The sequence below is a fragment of the Caulobacter sp. 1776 genome, from assembly GCF_040545685.1.
Lineage (GTDB): Bacteria > Pseudomonadota > Alphaproteobacteria > Caulobacterales > Caulobacteraceae > Caulobacter.
In genome coordinates this window covers 161,608-175,132 of record NZ_JBEPMI010000008.1, presented here as the reverse complement: position 1 = coordinate 175,132, position 13,525 = coordinate 161,608, and the positions used below count along the sequence as shown (strand labels likewise).

18 protein-coding genes are annotated in these 13,525 nt (G+C 65.7%); 9 read left to right on the top strand and 9 right to left on the bottom strand.

Annotation, left to right across the window (positions count from 1 at the left end; translation table 11 throughout):
• Nucleotides 1-29 precede the first annotated feature (29 nt).
• The 3 genes from ABIC66_RS21525 (at nt 30) to ABIC66_RS21515 (ending at nt 2,848) form a co-directional block, all read left to right on the top strand.
• Complete coding sequence (locus ABIC66_RS21525; RefSeq protein ID WP_354072974.1) at nt 30-548, top strand: hypothetical protein; 519 nt, start codon at nt 30-32, stop codon at nt 546-548.
• Between the two features lie 128 nt (nt 549-676).
• Nucleotides 677-2,305, top strand: a complete 1,629-nt coding sequence (locus tag ABIC66_RS21520) for an ABC-F family ATP-binding cassette domain-containing protein (RefSeq protein ID WP_354072972.1) — start codon at nt 677-679, stop codon at nt 2,303-2,305.
• A 177-nt stretch (nt 2,306-2,482) separates the two neighbouring features.
• A complete protein-coding gene (locus ABIC66_RS21515) occupies nt 2,483-2,848 on the top strand; it encodes a hypothetical protein (RefSeq protein ID WP_354072970.1) in 366 nt (121 codons plus the stop codon).
• Nucleotides 2,849-2,929: 81 nt separating this feature from the next.
• Here the strand turns inward: ABIC66_RS21515 and ABIC66_RS21510 are convergent, their stop codons facing one another.
• The 4 genes from ABIC66_RS21510 to bufA2 form a co-directional block, all read right to left on the bottom strand.
• Nucleotides 2,930-3,430: a DUF421 domain-containing protein gene (locus ABIC66_RS21510; protein ID WP_354072968.1), complete on the bottom strand. Its 501-nt coding sequence runs from the start codon at nt 3,428-3,430 to the stop codon at nt 2,930-2,932.
• A gap of 202 nt (nt 3,431-3,632) precedes the next feature.
• Nucleotides 3,633-4,373: an HvfC/BufC family peptide modification chaperone gene (locus ABIC66_RS21505; protein WP_354072967.1), complete on the bottom strand. Its 741-nt coding sequence runs from the start codon at nt 4,371-4,373 to the stop codon at nt 3,633-3,635.
• The gene (gene bufB, locus ABIC66_RS21500) at nt 4,370-5,209 is read right to left on the bottom strand and encodes an MNIO family bufferin maturase (RefSeq protein ID WP_354072966.1); all 840 of its coding nucleotides are present in this window, start codon (nt 5,207-5,209) and stop codon (nt 4,370-4,372) included. The genes ABIC66_RS21505 and bufB overlap by 4 nt, the downstream gene beginning before the upstream one ends.
• A gap of 75 nt (nt 5,210-5,284) precedes the next feature.
• Complete coding sequence (bufA2, locus tag ABIC66_RS21495; protein WP_354072965.1) at nt 5,285-5,554, bottom strand: BufA2 family periplasmic bufferin-type metallophore; 270 nt, start codon at nt 5,552-5,554, stop codon at nt 5,285-5,287.
• 319 nt (nt 5,555-5,873) lie between these two features.
• On the opposite strand from bufA2, the gene nhaA reads away from it, so the two are divergent.
• Nucleotides 5,874-7,103 carry a Na+/H+ antiporter NhaA gene (nhaA, locus tag ABIC66_RS21490; protein ID WP_354073278.1) on the top strand — a complete coding sequence of 410 codons (1,230 nt, stop codon included), beginning with the start codon at nt 5,874-5,876 and terminating at the stop codon, nt 7,101-7,103.
• A 26-nt stretch (nt 7,104-7,129) separates the two neighbouring features.
• Here the strand turns inward: nhaA and ABIC66_RS21485 are convergent, their stop codons facing one another.
• Nucleotides 7,130-7,729 carry an NAD(P)H-dependent oxidoreductase gene (locus ABIC66_RS21485; protein ID WP_354072964.1) on the bottom strand — a complete coding sequence of 200 codons (600 nt, stop codon included), beginning with the start codon at nt 7,727-7,729 and terminating at the stop codon, nt 7,130-7,132.
• Nucleotides 7,726-8,265, bottom strand: coding sequence for a pyridoxamine 5'-phosphate oxidase family protein (locus ABIC66_RS21480; RefSeq protein ID WP_354072963.1), 540 nt, complete (start codon nt 8,263-8,265; stop codon nt 7,726-7,728). Before ABIC66_RS21480 ends, ABIC66_RS21485 begins: the two co-directional genes overlap by 4 nt.
• A 248-nt stretch (nt 8,266-8,513) precedes the next feature.
• Here ABIC66_RS21480 and adhP point away from each other — a divergent pair, with 248 nt between their 5' ends.
• Nucleotides 8,514-9,551 (top strand): alcohol dehydrogenase AdhP, encoded by a 1,038-nt coding sequence (adhP, locus tag ABIC66_RS21475; protein ID WP_354072962.1) that lies wholly within the window; start codon nt 8,514-8,516, stop codon nt 9,549-9,551.
• Entirely contained in the window at nt 9,548-9,958 is a 411-nt protein-coding gene (locus ABIC66_RS21470; protein WP_354072961.1) for a c-type cytochrome, read from the top strand. The genes adhP and ABIC66_RS21470 overlap by 4 nt, the downstream gene beginning before the upstream one ends.
• 7 nt (nt 9,959-9,965) lie before the next feature.
• On the opposite strand, the gene ABIC66_RS21465 is transcribed toward ABIC66_RS21470, so the two are convergent.
• Nucleotides 9,966-10,388: a c-type cytochrome gene (locus tag ABIC66_RS21465; RefSeq protein WP_354072960.1), complete on the bottom strand. Its 423-nt coding sequence runs from the start codon at nt 10,386-10,388 to the stop codon at nt 9,966-9,968.
• Nucleotides 10,389-10,655: 267 nt separating this feature from the next.
• On the opposite strand from ABIC66_RS21465, the gene dusA reads away from it, so the two are divergent.
• Nucleotides 10,656-11,672 (top strand): tRNA dihydrouridine(20/20a) synthase DusA, encoded by a 1,017-nt coding sequence (gene dusA, locus ABIC66_RS21460; protein ID WP_354072959.1) that lies wholly within the window; start codon nt 10,656-10,658, stop codon nt 11,670-11,672.
• 1 nt (nt 11,673) lies between these two features.
• Here the strand turns inward: dusA and ABIC66_RS21455 are convergent, their stop codons facing one another.
• Nucleotides 11,674-12,189, bottom strand: coding sequence for a TIGR02281 family clan AA aspartic protease (locus ABIC66_RS21455; protein ID WP_354072958.1), 516 nt, complete (start codon nt 12,187-12,189; stop codon nt 11,674-11,676).
• Nucleotides 12,190-12,469: 280 nt separating this feature from the next.
• Here ABIC66_RS21455 and ABIC66_RS21450 point away from each other — a divergent pair, with 280 nt between their 5' ends.
• Nucleotides 12,470-12,793 carry a hypothetical protein gene (locus ABIC66_RS21450; protein ID WP_354072957.1) on the top strand — a complete coding sequence of 108 codons (324 nt, stop codon included), beginning with the start codon at nt 12,470-12,472 and terminating at the stop codon, nt 12,791-12,793.
• A 6-nt stretch (nt 12,794-12,799) separates the two neighbouring features.
• On the opposite strand, the gene ABIC66_RS21445 is transcribed toward ABIC66_RS21450, so the two are convergent.
• A complete protein-coding gene (locus tag ABIC66_RS21445; protein WP_354072956.1) occupies nt 12,800-13,036 on the bottom strand; it encodes a DUF1289 domain-containing protein in 237 nt (78 codons plus the stop codon).
• Between the two features lie 81 nt (nt 13,037-13,117).
• On the opposite strand from ABIC66_RS21445, the gene ABIC66_RS21440 reads away from it, so the two are divergent.
• A complete protein-coding gene (locus ABIC66_RS21440; protein WP_354072955.1) occupies nt 13,118-13,468 on the top strand; it encodes a hypothetical protein in 351 nt (116 codons plus the stop codon).
• The last annotated feature ends 57 nt before the right edge of the window (nt 13,469-13,525 follow it).

Genomic DNA, 13,525 nt, shown 5'->3' with positions numbered 1-13,525 from the left:
CGTCCAATCGCTTCTCCAGGGAGCTGCCCTTGAGTCCTTTCGACATCAGCGTCCAGGAAGCCCAGTCGTTCGAAGGCGGGTTCTTCCGCTTCACCACCATCGGCGGGCCGATACGCCTGGTGAGGTTCAGTGACTCCGGCCGGGGCGCGAACGGTCGTTTCGGCCGGTTCTGGCTCTATGGCAGCGAGGTGGCCGAGATCCTGGCCGCCGGCCCATCGGGCAAGCATCTCGTCAAGGAGGTGAGCCAGAGATGGGCCGTCTGCGACGACTGGGGCGACAAGGGCTTGGTCTGGTTCATGGACGTGCCGCGCGGTCAGGCCGTTCCGGCCTGCTGGGGCGCGACCAAGTTCCAGCCCAAGGTTTCGGCCGCCGAACAGGATCGGGGCGGGCGCGCCACGCGGCGATCCTATGCCGGCGGCTCCATCCAGCTGGTGATCCCGGTGACCGACACCGCCCGTAATCCGGATCCATGGCTCGGGTCGTTGATCTCGGGTCCCGTCACCAGCGACAAGTTGGTGACGGCCGCCGATCGCTATCTGGCGGCCTGAGGCGACGAGCGGTCGGGCCTCTCGCCGCGTAAGTTACCGGGGGGCGGGTGATGGCCAATCGTCGCGCCTGGAATTGATAAGGCTCTAAGGCTGGCGTTCTCCTGCCGTCCGCGTTAGCAGACCGCCCCATGATCCGCCTCGACAATATCTCCAAGCAGAACGGCCACCAGATCCTGTTCATCGAAGCGTCGATGGGCATCCAGAAGGGGGAAAAGGTCGGGCTTGTCGGCCCGAACGGCGCCGGCAAGACGACGCTGTTTCGCATGATCACGGGCCAGGAGCAGCCCGACGACGGGCTGGTCGCGATCGATCCTGGGATGCGTATCGGCTATTTCAGCCAGGACGTCGGCGAGATGTCGGGCCAGAGCGCGGTCGCCGCGGTGATGGACGGCGTCGGTCCCGTCAGCGCGCTGGCGGCCGAGATGGCCACGCTCGAGGCGGCCATGGTCGATCCGGATCAGGCCGACAAACTGGACGTCATCATGGAGCGCTATGGCGAGGTGCTGGAGCGCTTCCAGGAACTGGACGGCTATGCGCTGGAAGCGCGGGCGCGCGAAGTGCTGGCCGGCCTCAGCTTCAGCCAGGACCGCATGGACGGCGATGTCGGCATGCTGTCCGGCGGCTGGAAGATGCGCGTGGCCCTGGCTCGCATCCTGTTGATGCGGCCCGACGGCATGCTGCTGGACGAGCCCTCCAACCACCTCGACCTGGAAAGCCTGATCTGGCTGGAGGCCTTCCTCAAAAACTACGACGGCGCCCTGCTGATGACCTCGCACGACCGCGCGTTCATGAACCGCATCATCGGCAAGGTGGTGGAGATCGACGGCGGCCAGTTGATCACCTATTCGGGCGATCTCGACTTCTACGACCAGCAGCGCGCGCTCGGCGAGGCGCAACGCCAGGCGCAGTACGAGCGCCAGCAGGCCATGCTGGCCAAGGAAATCAAGTTCATCGAGAAGTTCAAGGCGCGCGCCTCGCACGCCGCCCAGGTCCAGAGCCGGGTCAAGAAGCTCGACAAGATCGAACGCGTCGAGGCGCCGCGCCGTCGCCAGGCGGTCCAGTTCGAGTTCCAGAGCCCGCCGCGCTCGGGCGACGACGTGATCAACTTGCGCAATATCCGCAAGGGCTATGGCGCCCAGCCGATCTATGAGGGCCTCGATTTCTTGGTGCGCCGCAAGGAGCGCTGGTGCGTTCTGGGCGCCAACGGGGCCGGCAAGTCGACGCTGCTGAAGCTGGTGGCCGGCGACACCAAGCCCGACCAAGGCTCGGTCCACATCGGCGCAAGCGTCAAGATGGGCTATTTCGCTCAGCACTCCATGGATCTGCTGGACGGCGAAGAAACGATCTTCGAATCTCTGGAGCGCTCGTTCCCGCAGGCCGGGCAGGGCGCGCTGCGCACCCTGGCGGGCTGCTTCGGCTTCTCCGGCGACGACGTCGAAAAGCCCTGCCGCGTCCTGTCCGGCGGCGAAAAGGCGCGTCTGGTCATGGCCAAGATGCTGTTCGACCCGCCGAACCTGCTGGTGCTCGACGAGCCGACCAACCACCTCGACATGGCGACCAAGGAAATGCTGGTCGCGGCCCTGGCGGACTTCGAGGGCACCATGCTCTTCGTCTCGCACGACCGCCACTTCCTGGGGGCCTTGTCCAACCGCGTGCTGGAGCTGACGCCCGAGGGCGTCCACCAGTACGGCGGCGGCTATACGGAATATGTCGCCCGCACGGGCCAGGAAGCGCCGGGGCTGCACCCGGGAGGGTAGGGCCGCTCGAGCCGCCTGCTCTCCGCGGGCGACCATGGTGGTTCTTGCCACCCTGGCGGAGGCCGTCTCGCCTTCTTAGGGTTGCAAGTTTGCGGGCGCGCCCAAACCCAGGAACGGGAGTCCGACGCTCGGTGTTTGGGTGTCCATGGTCGGGGCTATGTTGGAGCGAGACCTGACATGAGCACTCTCACCGCCTTATGCCGTACCGCGACGATCGCGGCGGCAGCGACCCTGCTGGTCGGAACCGCCGTCGCGGCCCCGTCCGAGCCCGCAAAGCCGACACCGGCAAACGGGGCGAACAGTCCGACCCTGACCCACGACAACCCGTCCAGCTGCCTCGGGGCCGAACGGGCCAGTCGCAACTCCAACGGCGGCGATCGCGAACATGGAGCCTTTGGCGAGGCCCAAAGCGCCTACGTGCACTACCTCCTCGAAGCGCCGGAGGGGATGAGCTACGGCCAATGGCTACAGACTTGGAAGGCGGCGTGCGGATTTCCGCCTGGGGGTGAAGACGACGGCCCGGACGACGATACCGACGGCTGAAATCTCCCGAGACTGGAAAGCCCCGCCAAGAGCGGGGTTTTCCATACCAGTCACGCTTTTGCTGATGTGAAGAGCAAAGCATTACGTGTCCGCGTCGCGCCGCCTTATAACGCTGATCTTGCCGCCCGCTTCCAAAGTGGCGAGGCGCACGTCACCGACGGATTCGACCTGCTCCATGCGCAGGCCTTCCTCGAGGTCGGCTTGGCCGATGGCGTGACGCCGCATCGCTGTCCGATCGACGACGCCATCCTGGACAAGCGTGACGGGCGCGCCCTTGAAGAGCTGGGCCAGCGCGCTCCAATGCAGGGTCGCCATGGCGATTAGCCGGTGCAGGACAACAACGACCAGGGTGGCGGCCAGGCCGCCAAAGAACGGCGCCTTGCCGGTCATGGCCCGGCTGATGTTCGAGCCGACGATGATGGCCACGATGATGTCGAGCGGGGTGATCTGGGAAAAGGTGCGCCGGCCGGCGATGCGAATGCAGACGACGCCGAACAGAAACAGGATGGCCGCGCGAGCGCAGAGCTGGGCGACCGTAGCGTCGCCTGTGTCCGGACCGATCAGGGCGCGGAGGGGTTCCATTGCGGTCGAACGCGCGAGGGGGAGCGCGGTTCTGTTGGGCTCAAGCCACCGACCAGGCGCGAGGCCGCCTCGGCGTCCCGAACCGTGAGCACCTGAACGTGACGTCTCGTCGACTGGATAGGCAGGTAGGAAGCATTTTTGTCGAGACGCGCTCGATCGGTTGAACACGCACGTTCCGGCGATTGACGACGGCTCTGATTCGTCAGCGCGCGGAGACGATCAATCGATCTTGCAGCCAGGCTCCCAGAAGACCGCCCATCCGCTGGGCGGCGTCATCCTGGCCCTGGGCCATGGTCTCGCAGATCACCGCGAAGGCGACGCCTTGCAGGGCCAGGCTCAACCCTTCCAGTTCTAAACCGTCGATGGTGCGGTACTGGGGCGACAGGTCCTGACGCCAAACGCGGATCGCTGCGCCGGCCGGCAGCTGCTCGATCGGCGGCGGGGCCTTTTCCTCGGCCAGAGCGGTCCAGAGGGCGGCGCAGTTGGTGCTGACCTCGCGCACGGCCAGGGTCGGGGTCAAGGCCAGGACCACGGTGTCCCAGTTCATCTCGGCCAGCTCTTCCTGGGTGATCGGCGCGGCGTCGGCGCCGTCGAAGGCGCGCCGCAGGGCCCAGTCCAGCCACGCCAACTCAGCGACTTCCGGATCGTCCGGATAGAGTTCGGTGAGGGTTTCTGGAAAGTCGAAGCCATAGGCCGCCAGGGTCCAGCCATGTGGCGGATGGGCAAGGATATGCGCCAGGGCGGCGGCGTCGAAGCCATCATCGCCCAGCCAAGCCCAGGTCTTTTCGAAGGTGTCGCGCAGACAGGCGACCAACTGAGCACGATAGGCGTGGTGATAGACCGCCAAGCCAGGCCCGGCCGTAGAAGCCACGCCCATCGGCGCCTCACCGGCTTCCGCCAGAATGTGATCGCGCAGACCGCGCTGCAGGGCCAGCAGGCTCATGCCGCGCGGCCCCAGCGGGCGGCTCGCGCGCGAGCGACGTCCAATTCGGCTAGCAGGTCTTCCAGCGGCGGGATGTCGTCGTCGCGCTCGATCATCGTGGCCGCGGGGCCGAACAATTCGCAAGCCCGCTCGTAAAGCGCCCAGACGGGATCGGGCACCGGCTGGTCGTGCGTGTCGATCAACAGGCCTTGGCTGGCACTATGGCCAGCCAAGTGAATCTGGCGCACCCGTTCGGCCGGGATCCCGGTCAGATAGGCTTGCGGATCGAAGCCGTGATTGGTCCCGCTGACATAGACGTTGTTGACGTCCAGAAGCAGGTGGCAGCCGGTGTTGGCGCACATCTGCGCCATGAACGCGTGCTCGGTCATCTCGTCGTCGGCGAAGGTCAGATAGCTGGAGGGATTCTCCAGCAGGATCGACCGCTCCAGTACGTCTTGGACGAGGTTGATGTTGGCGCAGACGACCGCCATCGCTTCTTCGGTATAGGGCAGTGGCAAGAGGTCGTGCGAATTGAAGCCCTCGACGCCGGTCCAGCACAGATGGTCGGAGATCCATAGCGGGTCGACGCGGTCGGCCAGGGCCTTGAGACGGCGCAAATAGTCCAGCTTGACCCCGTCTGCCGAGCCGATCGACATCGACACGCCGTGCATGGCGACCGGATAGCGCTCGCGCACCGCGTCCAGCACGTAAAGCGGTCGCCCCCCCTTCACCATGAAGTTCTCGGAGATCACCTCGACGAAATCGACGAGGGCGGCGGTCTCGAGGAACTGCTGGTAGTGCGGCGGGCGCAGGCCCAGGCCGAAGCCCTGGAAGGCCGGAATGGCGAGGTCGGGCATGGGGGCGTCCGGGTTGAGTGAGGCGCAGAGGAAGGCGCGCGGCCGGGTATGGGAAGCTGGCCGCGCGCAACGGCGCTACTGCGGAGCGGTCAGCGAACCGCCGGCCTTGGCGCAGGCCTTGGCGGTGGTGGCCTTGAAGCCCATGCCTTTGCAGTCGTTCTGGCCCTTGCAGTCGTTCTTGGCCGTCTTGCAGTCCGACGTGCCCTTGCAGGTGTTGATACCGTAGCAGTGGACGGTTTCGGCCTTGGCCTTGGGGGCGGCCGAGGCCGGGGTGGCGACGGCCATGTTGGTCAGGGCGAACAGGGCGGCGGCCGACGCGATCGTGGCGGATTTGAGGTTGGTCATGGGGTTTCCTTTGGGGGCTTTTGAGGTTTCCGTCGGGACCGTCCATCGGCCTGACACCGGGAGATACGAAGCCGGCCAGGCTTCGGTTACATCGCTCAGCGAAAGTTTTTTCGCGAGAGCGCGCCGACGCTGAGCAACCCTTCTTGACCGTGGGGGCGAGGCCGATAAATTTCACGCCAGATATCAGGTCGCTCCAAGCGGCCAGGCCGCGTCCCTTGGCGAATTCGGTCCGGCGTCCGTCGATAACCTGACGCCACGACAGCTTGATCCACGTTTGGAGGCCGCCGTGGCGCTTTCTCAGAAATACCGGGCTCGCCCGATGTCGGCCCTACGGGCGTTTTTGCATCATGAGGCGTCAGGCGGTTACGTGCTGATGGCCACGGCGGCGCTGGCGCTCGTCGTCGCCAACTCCCCGCTAGCGGGGCGCTATTTCTCCGTTCTTGGCTATCACCTCGGCTTTTCCATTGGCCCGGTCTCGCTCGACGAGAGCGTCCTGCATTGGATCAATGACGGTCTGATGGCCGTGTTCTTCTTGCTGGTCGGCCTCGAGATCAAGCGGGAGGTTCTCGACGGACAGCTTTCAAGGCCATCGCGGATCGTGTTGCCAGGACTGGCGGCGCTGGGCGGGATCGCCGCGCCGGCGCTGATCTACTTGATCTTCAACGCCGCGAATGCCGACAGCCGTTCGGGCTGGGCCATTCCCTCGGCGACCGATATCGCCTTCGCGCTCGGCGTCCTGGCCTTGCTGGGCGATCGGGTTCCGACGTCACTCAAGATTTTCCTGACCGCCATCGCCATCATGGACGATCTCGCGGCCATTCTAATCATCGCCGTCTTCTATACCGCTAAGCTTCACCTTGGCGCGTTGGCGATATCGGCTGCGCTGCTGATGGGTCTGGTCCTTCTCAATCGGCGTGGCGTCACGGCGCTCTGGCCCTATCTGCTGGGGGGCCTGCTTCTGTGGCTGTTCGTCTTGAAGTCGGGCGTGCATGCGACCTTGGCGGGCGTGGCGCTGGCGATGGTCGTCCCGCTACGCAAAAGCCCAGCCCGTCCGGAGGAGGCCAGGTCCGCCTTGCATCGGCTGGAACACGCGCTTCACAAGCCCGTGGCCTTCGTGATCGTACCGCTCTTCGGCTTCGCCAATGCGGGCCTGTCGTTCGCCGGCATCAGTTTGGCCAGCCTCCTGGACCCCGTGCCGCTTGGCGTCGCCTTGGGCCTTTTCGTCGGCAAGCAATTGGGGATTTTCCTCACGGCATGGTCCATCGTGAAGCTCGGATGGGCCGACATGCCCAAAAGCGCCTCGGCGGGTCAGCTCTATGGGGTGGCTGCCCTCTGCGGGATCGGCTTCACCATGAGCCTGTTCATCGGCAACCTGGCGTTTCGCCAAGCCCATCTGATCGACGAAACAAAGATTGGCGTGCTCATCGGGTCCCTGGCCTCGGCTCTTTTGGGCGTGTTGGTCCTGCGGCTTTGCAATCCCAACGGTCCCGACGAGGCTCGTCTCGAGCGTCCGCTTTTCGACGACGACTCCGTGGAAGAGCCTGCCTGAAACCTCGCCGAGCTCAGGGCCCGCGATCAGGCATAGGCGACATCGAACAGGTCGTTCAGTTCGCCGCGGACCTGATGCAGCATGTCCTGCGCCCACTCCTCGGTCATGTTCGACACGACGTCGCCAAAATGCTTGTGGTCGAGCAGGCGCAGGCCGCAAACGCCGCACAGATGCAGGTCGAACACCGTCATCAGCGCCTTGAGGGCGCCGGTGCTGTTGACCCAGTGCTCAGGCGCGCCCGAGGTCGAAAAGCTCATCAAGGTCACGCCATCCAGCAACGGTTCCATACGGCCGCCGATCGAGGCGTAGCCGAAACCCATGCTCAGCACGCGATCGACGTAGCCCTTTAGGATCGCCGGCGGGGCGTTGAACCAGAACGGATAGACGAAGATCAGGCTCTTGACGTCCTTCAGCAACGCCCGTTCGGCCGCGACGTCCGAGGCGGGGGTCGCGCCGCTCTGGGTCGGCATCTCCTCGGCCTTCAGGCGCGGATCGAAGTCGAGAGCGTACAGGTCGCGCAACACCACCTCTTGGTCGGCCGCGCGAAGGTGCTCGACGCATGTGCGCGCGATGGTCGCGCAGAAGCTGGTGGGCTTGGGATGGGCGAGGATCACCGCGTGTTTCATGGCTGGGCTTCCTTCTGGGCGTGGTCCGGCTGGATGGGAATGAGACGCCAGTCTGGCTCGACCCGGAACAGACGCGGCCAGGCGTCGGGGCCGTCGTAGTCAACCAGGGAGACGATCAAGGGCTCGGCCATCAACAACACCGAACCAGAAGTGGCCGGGTGAGGCGTGAAGCCTTCGCCTCGGCTTTCGGACCAGAACTTGCCGCCCACGGCGGCGATTTCCGGTGCTTCACTCACCTCGCGCACTCGAACAGCCATCGACAGGCCCAGCGGCGGGCCGGCCAGGCCGCCGATCGCGATCGAGGCGCGCGGGTCGCGCCGCAGATTGGCGAGCTTCTGGCTCTGGGTCGACACGACGAAATAGAGCCGCAGCCCGTCGGCGGCGTAGTTGACCACCGTCGCCTGCGGCCAGCCGTCGGCGCGAAGCGTCGCCACCGTCATCAGCCGATGTCCGCGGAGGATTTCGGTGATGCGCTCCATCAGCGCCGGGGGCGGTGTGAAAGCGGCGGGCAAGGGCAGGGGAGCTGTGACGGTCATGGCGACGCTCCTGTTGAACCCTCGCAGACTAAAGGGCCGCTTGAGCGCTTCCCATTGGGAACTGTACTTAGAGTAGCCGGGCGGCGTGCGCCGGCCTTGCTGATGGCCGGTTTCACCAGGCCAGGTCTGGACGACGGCGGCGTCGGCAACGCCGCCAAGGCGTCCGGCGACCCGATCTAGGTAGAAATCCCAAATGCGCCGGCGAGACGGCTGGCCTAGCGATGGGTGATCCTTATCCGGAGTTCACCATGGAAACCTCGATGACCGCCGCCGTCGTGCGCGCCTTCGGCCAGCCGCTGGTGCTCGAAACACGGCCCCGCCCCAGGCCTGGTCCCGGCCAGGTCGTGGTCAAGATCGCCGCCTGCGGCGTCTGTCACACGGATCTGCATGCCGCCCATGGCGACTGGCCCATCAAACCCGCGCCGCCCTTCGTGCCGGGGCATGAAGGCGTCGGTACGGTTGTCGAGATCGGCGCCGACGTCGATCACCTGGCGCTCGGCGACCGTGTCGGCGTTCCCTGGCTGCACACGGCCTGCGGCCGCTGCGAGTATTGCCTGTCGGGTTGGGAGACCCTGTGCCCGGCCCAACAGAATACGGGCTATTCGGTCGACGGAGGCTTCGCGGACTATGTCGTCGCCGACGCGGACTATGTCGGGCGGCTGCCGGAGAACCTATCGTTTCTCGAGGCCGCGCCAATTCTCTGCGCCGGCGTCACCGTCTACAAAGGGCTGAAGGTGCTGGACGGCAAGCCCGGCGACTGGGTTGTGATATCGGGCGTGGGGGGGCTCGGGCACCTGGCCGTGCAGTACGCGCTCGCGATGGGCTTCAAGGTGGCCGCCGTCGATATCGACAGGGGTAAGCTGGATCTCGCCAAATCCCTCGGCGCGGAGATCGTCGTCGACGCCTCGGCCGCCGACCCAGTCCAGACGCTGCAGCGGGAGATCGGCGGCGCCCATGGCGTGCTTGTCACCGCCGTCTCGACCCACGCCTTCGCTCAGGCGCTCGGCATGGTGCGGCGCGGCGGGACGGTATCGCTGAACGGCCTGCCGCCCGGCGAATTCCCGCTTTCGATCTTCGACACGGTGTTGCGCGGCATCACGGTGCGCGGATCCATCGTGGGCACGCGCCTCGACCTGCAGGAAGCCTTGGCCTTCGCCGCCGACGGCAAGGTGCGCGCGCATATCGAGCGCCATGTCGGGCTGGGCGAGATCAACGCGATCCTGGACCGAATGGCCAAGGGCCAGATCGAGGGGCGGGCGGTCATGGACCTCGAGGCCACGCCGTGATCCGCATTGTCGGCGTTCTGCTGGTCGCCGTCTTGCTGGCGGTCGGCTTTCGGCCCTCGCCGCCGGCCGTCGCTCAGACGAGCGTCCCGGCCGGGCTCGGCCTGGCGAAGCGGCTCTGCGGGAGCTGCCACGCCGTCGGCAAGGGGCCTAGCCCGCTCCCCGACGCGCCGCCTTTCGCATCGCTGCATCATCGGTATGCGCCAGGCTGCCTTCGATCCGTGCTCGCCGAGGGCATGCTGGCGCCGCAGCGTTCGCCGGAGGAGGGCGGTCCGCGACGGCATCCACGCATGCCCATGGCCACGCTCGATGACGACGAGCGCGACAGCCTGACGACCTATTTGCGTGGCCTGGATCCGCGACCTGATCCGCCGTCGCCGCGTTGCGCGCCGTCGCTTCCCTTGTCGTGAAGACGGATCAATCGTGACCTCCTCGCGGCCGAGCGCGTCCCGGGGTTTCCGAGGCAGGCGCGTCCAGCGACCGAATGTAGGCGGTCAGGGCGGTGATTTCGGCCGCCGACAGCGGCTTGCGCGGCATGCGGTAGTGTCCGACCTGAGCAATGGTCTCCAGTTCCCAGTCGAGCCGCGCTTCTTCATAACGGCGAGCGATTTCGGTGAACGGCGGCGGTTCATCCGCCGCGCCGACGCCGTTCATCTGATGGCAGGCGGCGCATTGGGTTCGGGCAAAAGCCCTGCCGATCTCCACCTGGCGTTGGCGCGCGTGTTCGGCTGGCGAGGTCGCCCCCAGTATCGCGCATCCCTGGAGGCCCAGGATGACCACCGCGCCTGCGGCTAGACTGGTACGGCCGCGGAAATGAAGCGGACGGGAGCGCTTTTGCATGGTCGTGACCCGAGGCTGCGATCGTCGGGGCCAATGTGGGGCGCTGTGGATTCCGAAGGCTTGATCTGCGTCAATTCGGCGTCTCGCCCCGATCGCGACCCGTCGACGATCCTGGACGTCAGCGTCCGGATTTCTGTTTTACGATGGTGGCGCAATTTCGTGTGGTCTATACGCGCAGCCGGCGATCAATTCGCGAGAATAGGCGCGAGACCTGATCCAGGAATTGATACGTAATCAGACGATTTGATCTATCAGTGTTTCTATAAAATGCCTAAATATCAGCAACATAGATTTTCAGTCGCGCCGATGATGGACTGGACGGACCGGCATTGCCGGTCGCTGCACCGGGTCCTGTCGTCGCGCGCGCTGCTCTATTCCGAGATGGTGACCAGCGGCGCGGTGGTTCATGGCGATCGCGAAAAGCTGTTGAGCTACGATTCTAGCCAGCATCCGGTGGCGCTGCAGCTCGGCGGATCGGATCCGGCCGAGCTGGCCCAGGCCGCGCGGATCGGCGAGGACTATGGCTATGACGAGATCAATCTAAACGTGGGTTGCCCGTCGGACCGGGTTCAAAGCGGCCGCTTCGGCGCGTGCCTGATGCGCGAGCCCGACCTCGTGGCCGAATGCATGGCCGCCATCAAGGACGCGGTGAAGGTCCCGGCGACGGTGAAGTGCCGGATCGGGGTCGATGACCAGGATCCGGAAGAAAGTTTGTTCGGCCTGGTCGACCGCTGCGCGGCGGCGGGGATCGACAGCTTCGTGGTTCATGCTCGCAAGGCCTGGCTGCAGGGCCTGTCGCCCAAGGAAAACCGGGATATCCCGCCGCTGGACTACGAGCTGGTCTATCGACTGAAGCGTGAGCGACCGAACCTGACGATCGTTGTCAACGGCGGCGTGCCGAGCATCGACGCGACGCTGGAGCATCTGGCGCGGGGCGTCGACGGCGTGATGCTGGGCCGGGCGGCCTATCACGAGGCGGGCCTGCTGGGCGAGGTCGACCGGCGGGTGTTCGGGTTGGATGTCGCCGACATCGACAGTTTCGAGGCGGTCGAGCGCTATCGACCCTACCTGGCGCGCGAGCTGGCGGCGGGAACGCATCTGGCCGCCATGAGCCGGCATATGCTCGGTCTGTTCCACGGCCTGCCGGGCGCGCGGGCGTGGCGGCGCATCCTGACGGTCGAGGGCGTCAAGTCGGGCGCGGGCCTGGACGTGGTGGATCGCGCCCTAGAGGCCGTGCGCGTGGCGCTCGCCGCTCGCGAGGAGCGGGCCGCGCCCGTCGCCTAAACTAAGGGTGCAGGATCAGCGAGTTCGGAGTGGCCTCGAACCGCGACAGGCGGCCCAGATAGCTCATGCCCAGCAGCGAATTTTCGAGACCCTTCTCGATGACCAGGGCGTCGACGTCGCGAACCTTGGCGCCGGCGATCGAGACGCTGGCCAGATGCACCGAGGCGGCGCGGGTGCGGCCGTCGGCGGTGATGACGTTGTAGTCGTAGGTCAGTTTGCTGGTGTCGATCCCCAGGCGCTGGGCGTCGGCCATGCTGAGGGAGACAGCGGTGGCGCCGGTATCGACCAGGAAACGGACGGCATGGCCGTCGACCGCGGCCTGGGCCCAGAAGTGGCCGTCGCGGTCCTTGGTGATCTGGGCCGCGCCGCCTTCGCCGCCGAGCGTGGCCGAGGCGGCCGTCGGCGCGCGAAGTTCCGGACGGCGCAGGTCGTCCAGCGAGACGACGGCCTTGGCCGCGCCCACCGCCGACAGGGCGCCCACGAAAGCGATCGCCGCGAACCTCAACATAGAAGACACCTCGCCATACCGGCTTTGAGACCGCTTCTGCGGCCCTTGTCTAAATCACTAGCAGGCAGGCGTTTTCAAGGCGTGAATCGGGCGGGGGATTTTCGCGCCATGGTTACCTATATCGTAACAAGTACATATCTGTACTGAACAATGTACATATTACATGAATTTAATAGTCTTCATTACATCGCCGTAATGCTTTTCATGTCCTGGAATTAACTTCGGATAGCCTCGCGTCGGCGTTATTTCTCTCGGCAACAATAAAGTGGCTTATCGAGGGAATATCGCCATGAAGTTGCTGATCATCGCTACTGCCGCCGTCGCGTCGTTCGCCGGAATCGCCCATGCTGGCGCGTCGGACCTGCAATATCTCGAAGCCGCGCGCTGCCGTGGTCTGGCCGCCTCGGAAAACCTAGGCAAGCTGGACACCGCCGCGGTCGACAACTTCCTGCGCACGGAAAGCGACACTCGCTCCCCCGAAATAAAGACTTCGGCCATGAAGAAGATGTCGTCCGCCGAGAAGGACGCGGCGGGCGCCGCCGGCGAAAAGAAAGCCAAGCTCCTGGCCGAGCGGGAATCGAGCTGCGGCGCCTATCTGGGCGGCGCCAAGTAAGGCCTGTCAGCGCCGACTGGCGGTCGCCATCAAGGCGACCATCGGGTCGGGGCGATCGGGGAGGGCGGCCATGACGGCGGCCCGCTCCGCGTCGCTCAGACGGGCCCAGCCGGCGATTTCCGGCAGGGTCCGACGGCAGCCCAGACAGTAACCCGACGTCCCGTCGACCGCGCAGACCTTCACACAGGGCGTGACGATCGGGCGGGGCGGCGCAGCGTCCGATTTGGTCGCTTCAGTACTCATCGTTTCAAGCATCCCCGTTCCGTCGCCGACACGCAAGCGTCGGCGAAGCGAGCGCTCGCGCTCTAAAATCAGGAGAGATCCATGCGCAAGTTCGTCCTCTCGACCCTCGCCGCCACCCTCATGGTGTCGGTGGCCGCGCCAGCCTTGGCCGCCAGCGAGCGCTGGACCGACGGTCAGTTTTTACAGGCCAATCGTTGCCTGGCGTTGGCCCAGTCCTCGGCGCTGGGCGCGCTGCCGGCCGATGACTTGGCCGCCCAGATCAAGTCGCAGACTTTCGGTCGCGGCAGCAACATCACCGACCGCGGAACGTCGCTGCAGGCTGAGGCGTCCCGGCAGAGCAAGACCAAGGACGAAATCCGCAGGGCCAAGCTGCTGGCCGAGCGCGAAGGCGTCTGCAAGACCTACCTGACCACTCAAGTCGCCGCGTCGTAAGGCGTCGCCTTCAGGCGTTCTGGGGTTGCTTTGAGCGCGGACGGGTTTAAGTCCGCG

Bases quoted from the DNA above. Each gene is read 5' to 3' on its own strand.
- ABIC66_RS21520 (WP_354072972.1), top strand. From the start codon at position 677: ATGATCCGCCTCGACAATATCTCCAAGCAGAACGGCCACCAGATCCTG.
- ABIC66_RS21515 (WP_354072970.1), top strand. From the start codon at position 2,483: ATGAGCACTCTCACCGCCTTATGCCGTACCGCGACGATCGCGGCGGCA.
- ABIC66_RS21510 (WP_354072968.1), bottom strand. From the start codon at position 3,430: ATGGAACCCCTCCGCGCCCTGATCGGTCCGGACACAGGCGACGCTACG.
- ABIC66_RS21505 (WP_354072967.1), bottom strand. From the start codon at position 4,373: ATGAGCCTGCTGGCCCTGCAGCGCGGTCTGCGCGATCACATTCTGGCG.
- bufB (WP_354072966.1), bottom strand. From the start codon at position 5,209: ATGCCCGACCTCGCCATTCCGGCCTTCCAGGGCTTCGGCCTGGGCCTG.
- bufA2 (WP_354072965.1), bottom strand. From the start codon at position 5,554: ATGACCAACCTCAAATCCGCCACGATCGCGTCGGCCGCCGCCCTGTTC.
- nhaA (WP_354073278.1), top strand. From the start codon at position 5,874: ATGTCGGCCCTACGGGCGTTTTTGCATCATGAGGCGTCAGGCGGTTAC.
- ABIC66_RS21485 (WP_354072964.1), bottom strand. From the start codon at position 7,729: ATGAAACACGCGGTGATCCTCGCCCATCCCAAGCCCACCAGCTTCTGC.
- ABIC66_RS21480 (WP_354072963.1), bottom strand. From the start codon at position 8,265: ATGACCGTCACAGCTCCCCTGCCCTTGCCCGCCGCTTTCACACCGCCC.
- adhP (WP_354072962.1), top strand. From the start codon at position 8,514: ATGGAAACCTCGATGACCGCCGCCGTCGTGCGCGCCTTCGGCCAGCCG.
- ABIC66_RS21465 (WP_354072960.1), bottom strand. From the start codon at position 10,388: ATGCAAAAGCGCTCCCGTCCGCTTCATTTCCGCGGCCGTACCAGTCTA.
- dusA (WP_354072959.1), top strand. From the start codon at position 10,656: ATGCCTAAATATCAGCAACATAGATTTTCAGTCGCGCCGATGATGGAC.
- ABIC66_RS21450 (WP_354072957.1), top strand. From the start codon at position 12,470: ATGAAGTTGCTGATCATCGCTACTGCCGCCGTCGCGTCGTTCGCCGGA.
- ABIC66_RS21445 (WP_354072956.1), bottom strand. From the start codon at position 13,036: ATGAGTACTGAAGCGACCAAATCGGACGCTGCGCCGCCCCGCCCGATC.
- ABIC66_RS21440 (WP_354072955.1), top strand. From the start codon at position 13,118: ATGCGCAAGTTCGTCCTCTCGACCCTCGCCGCCACCCTCATGGTGTCG.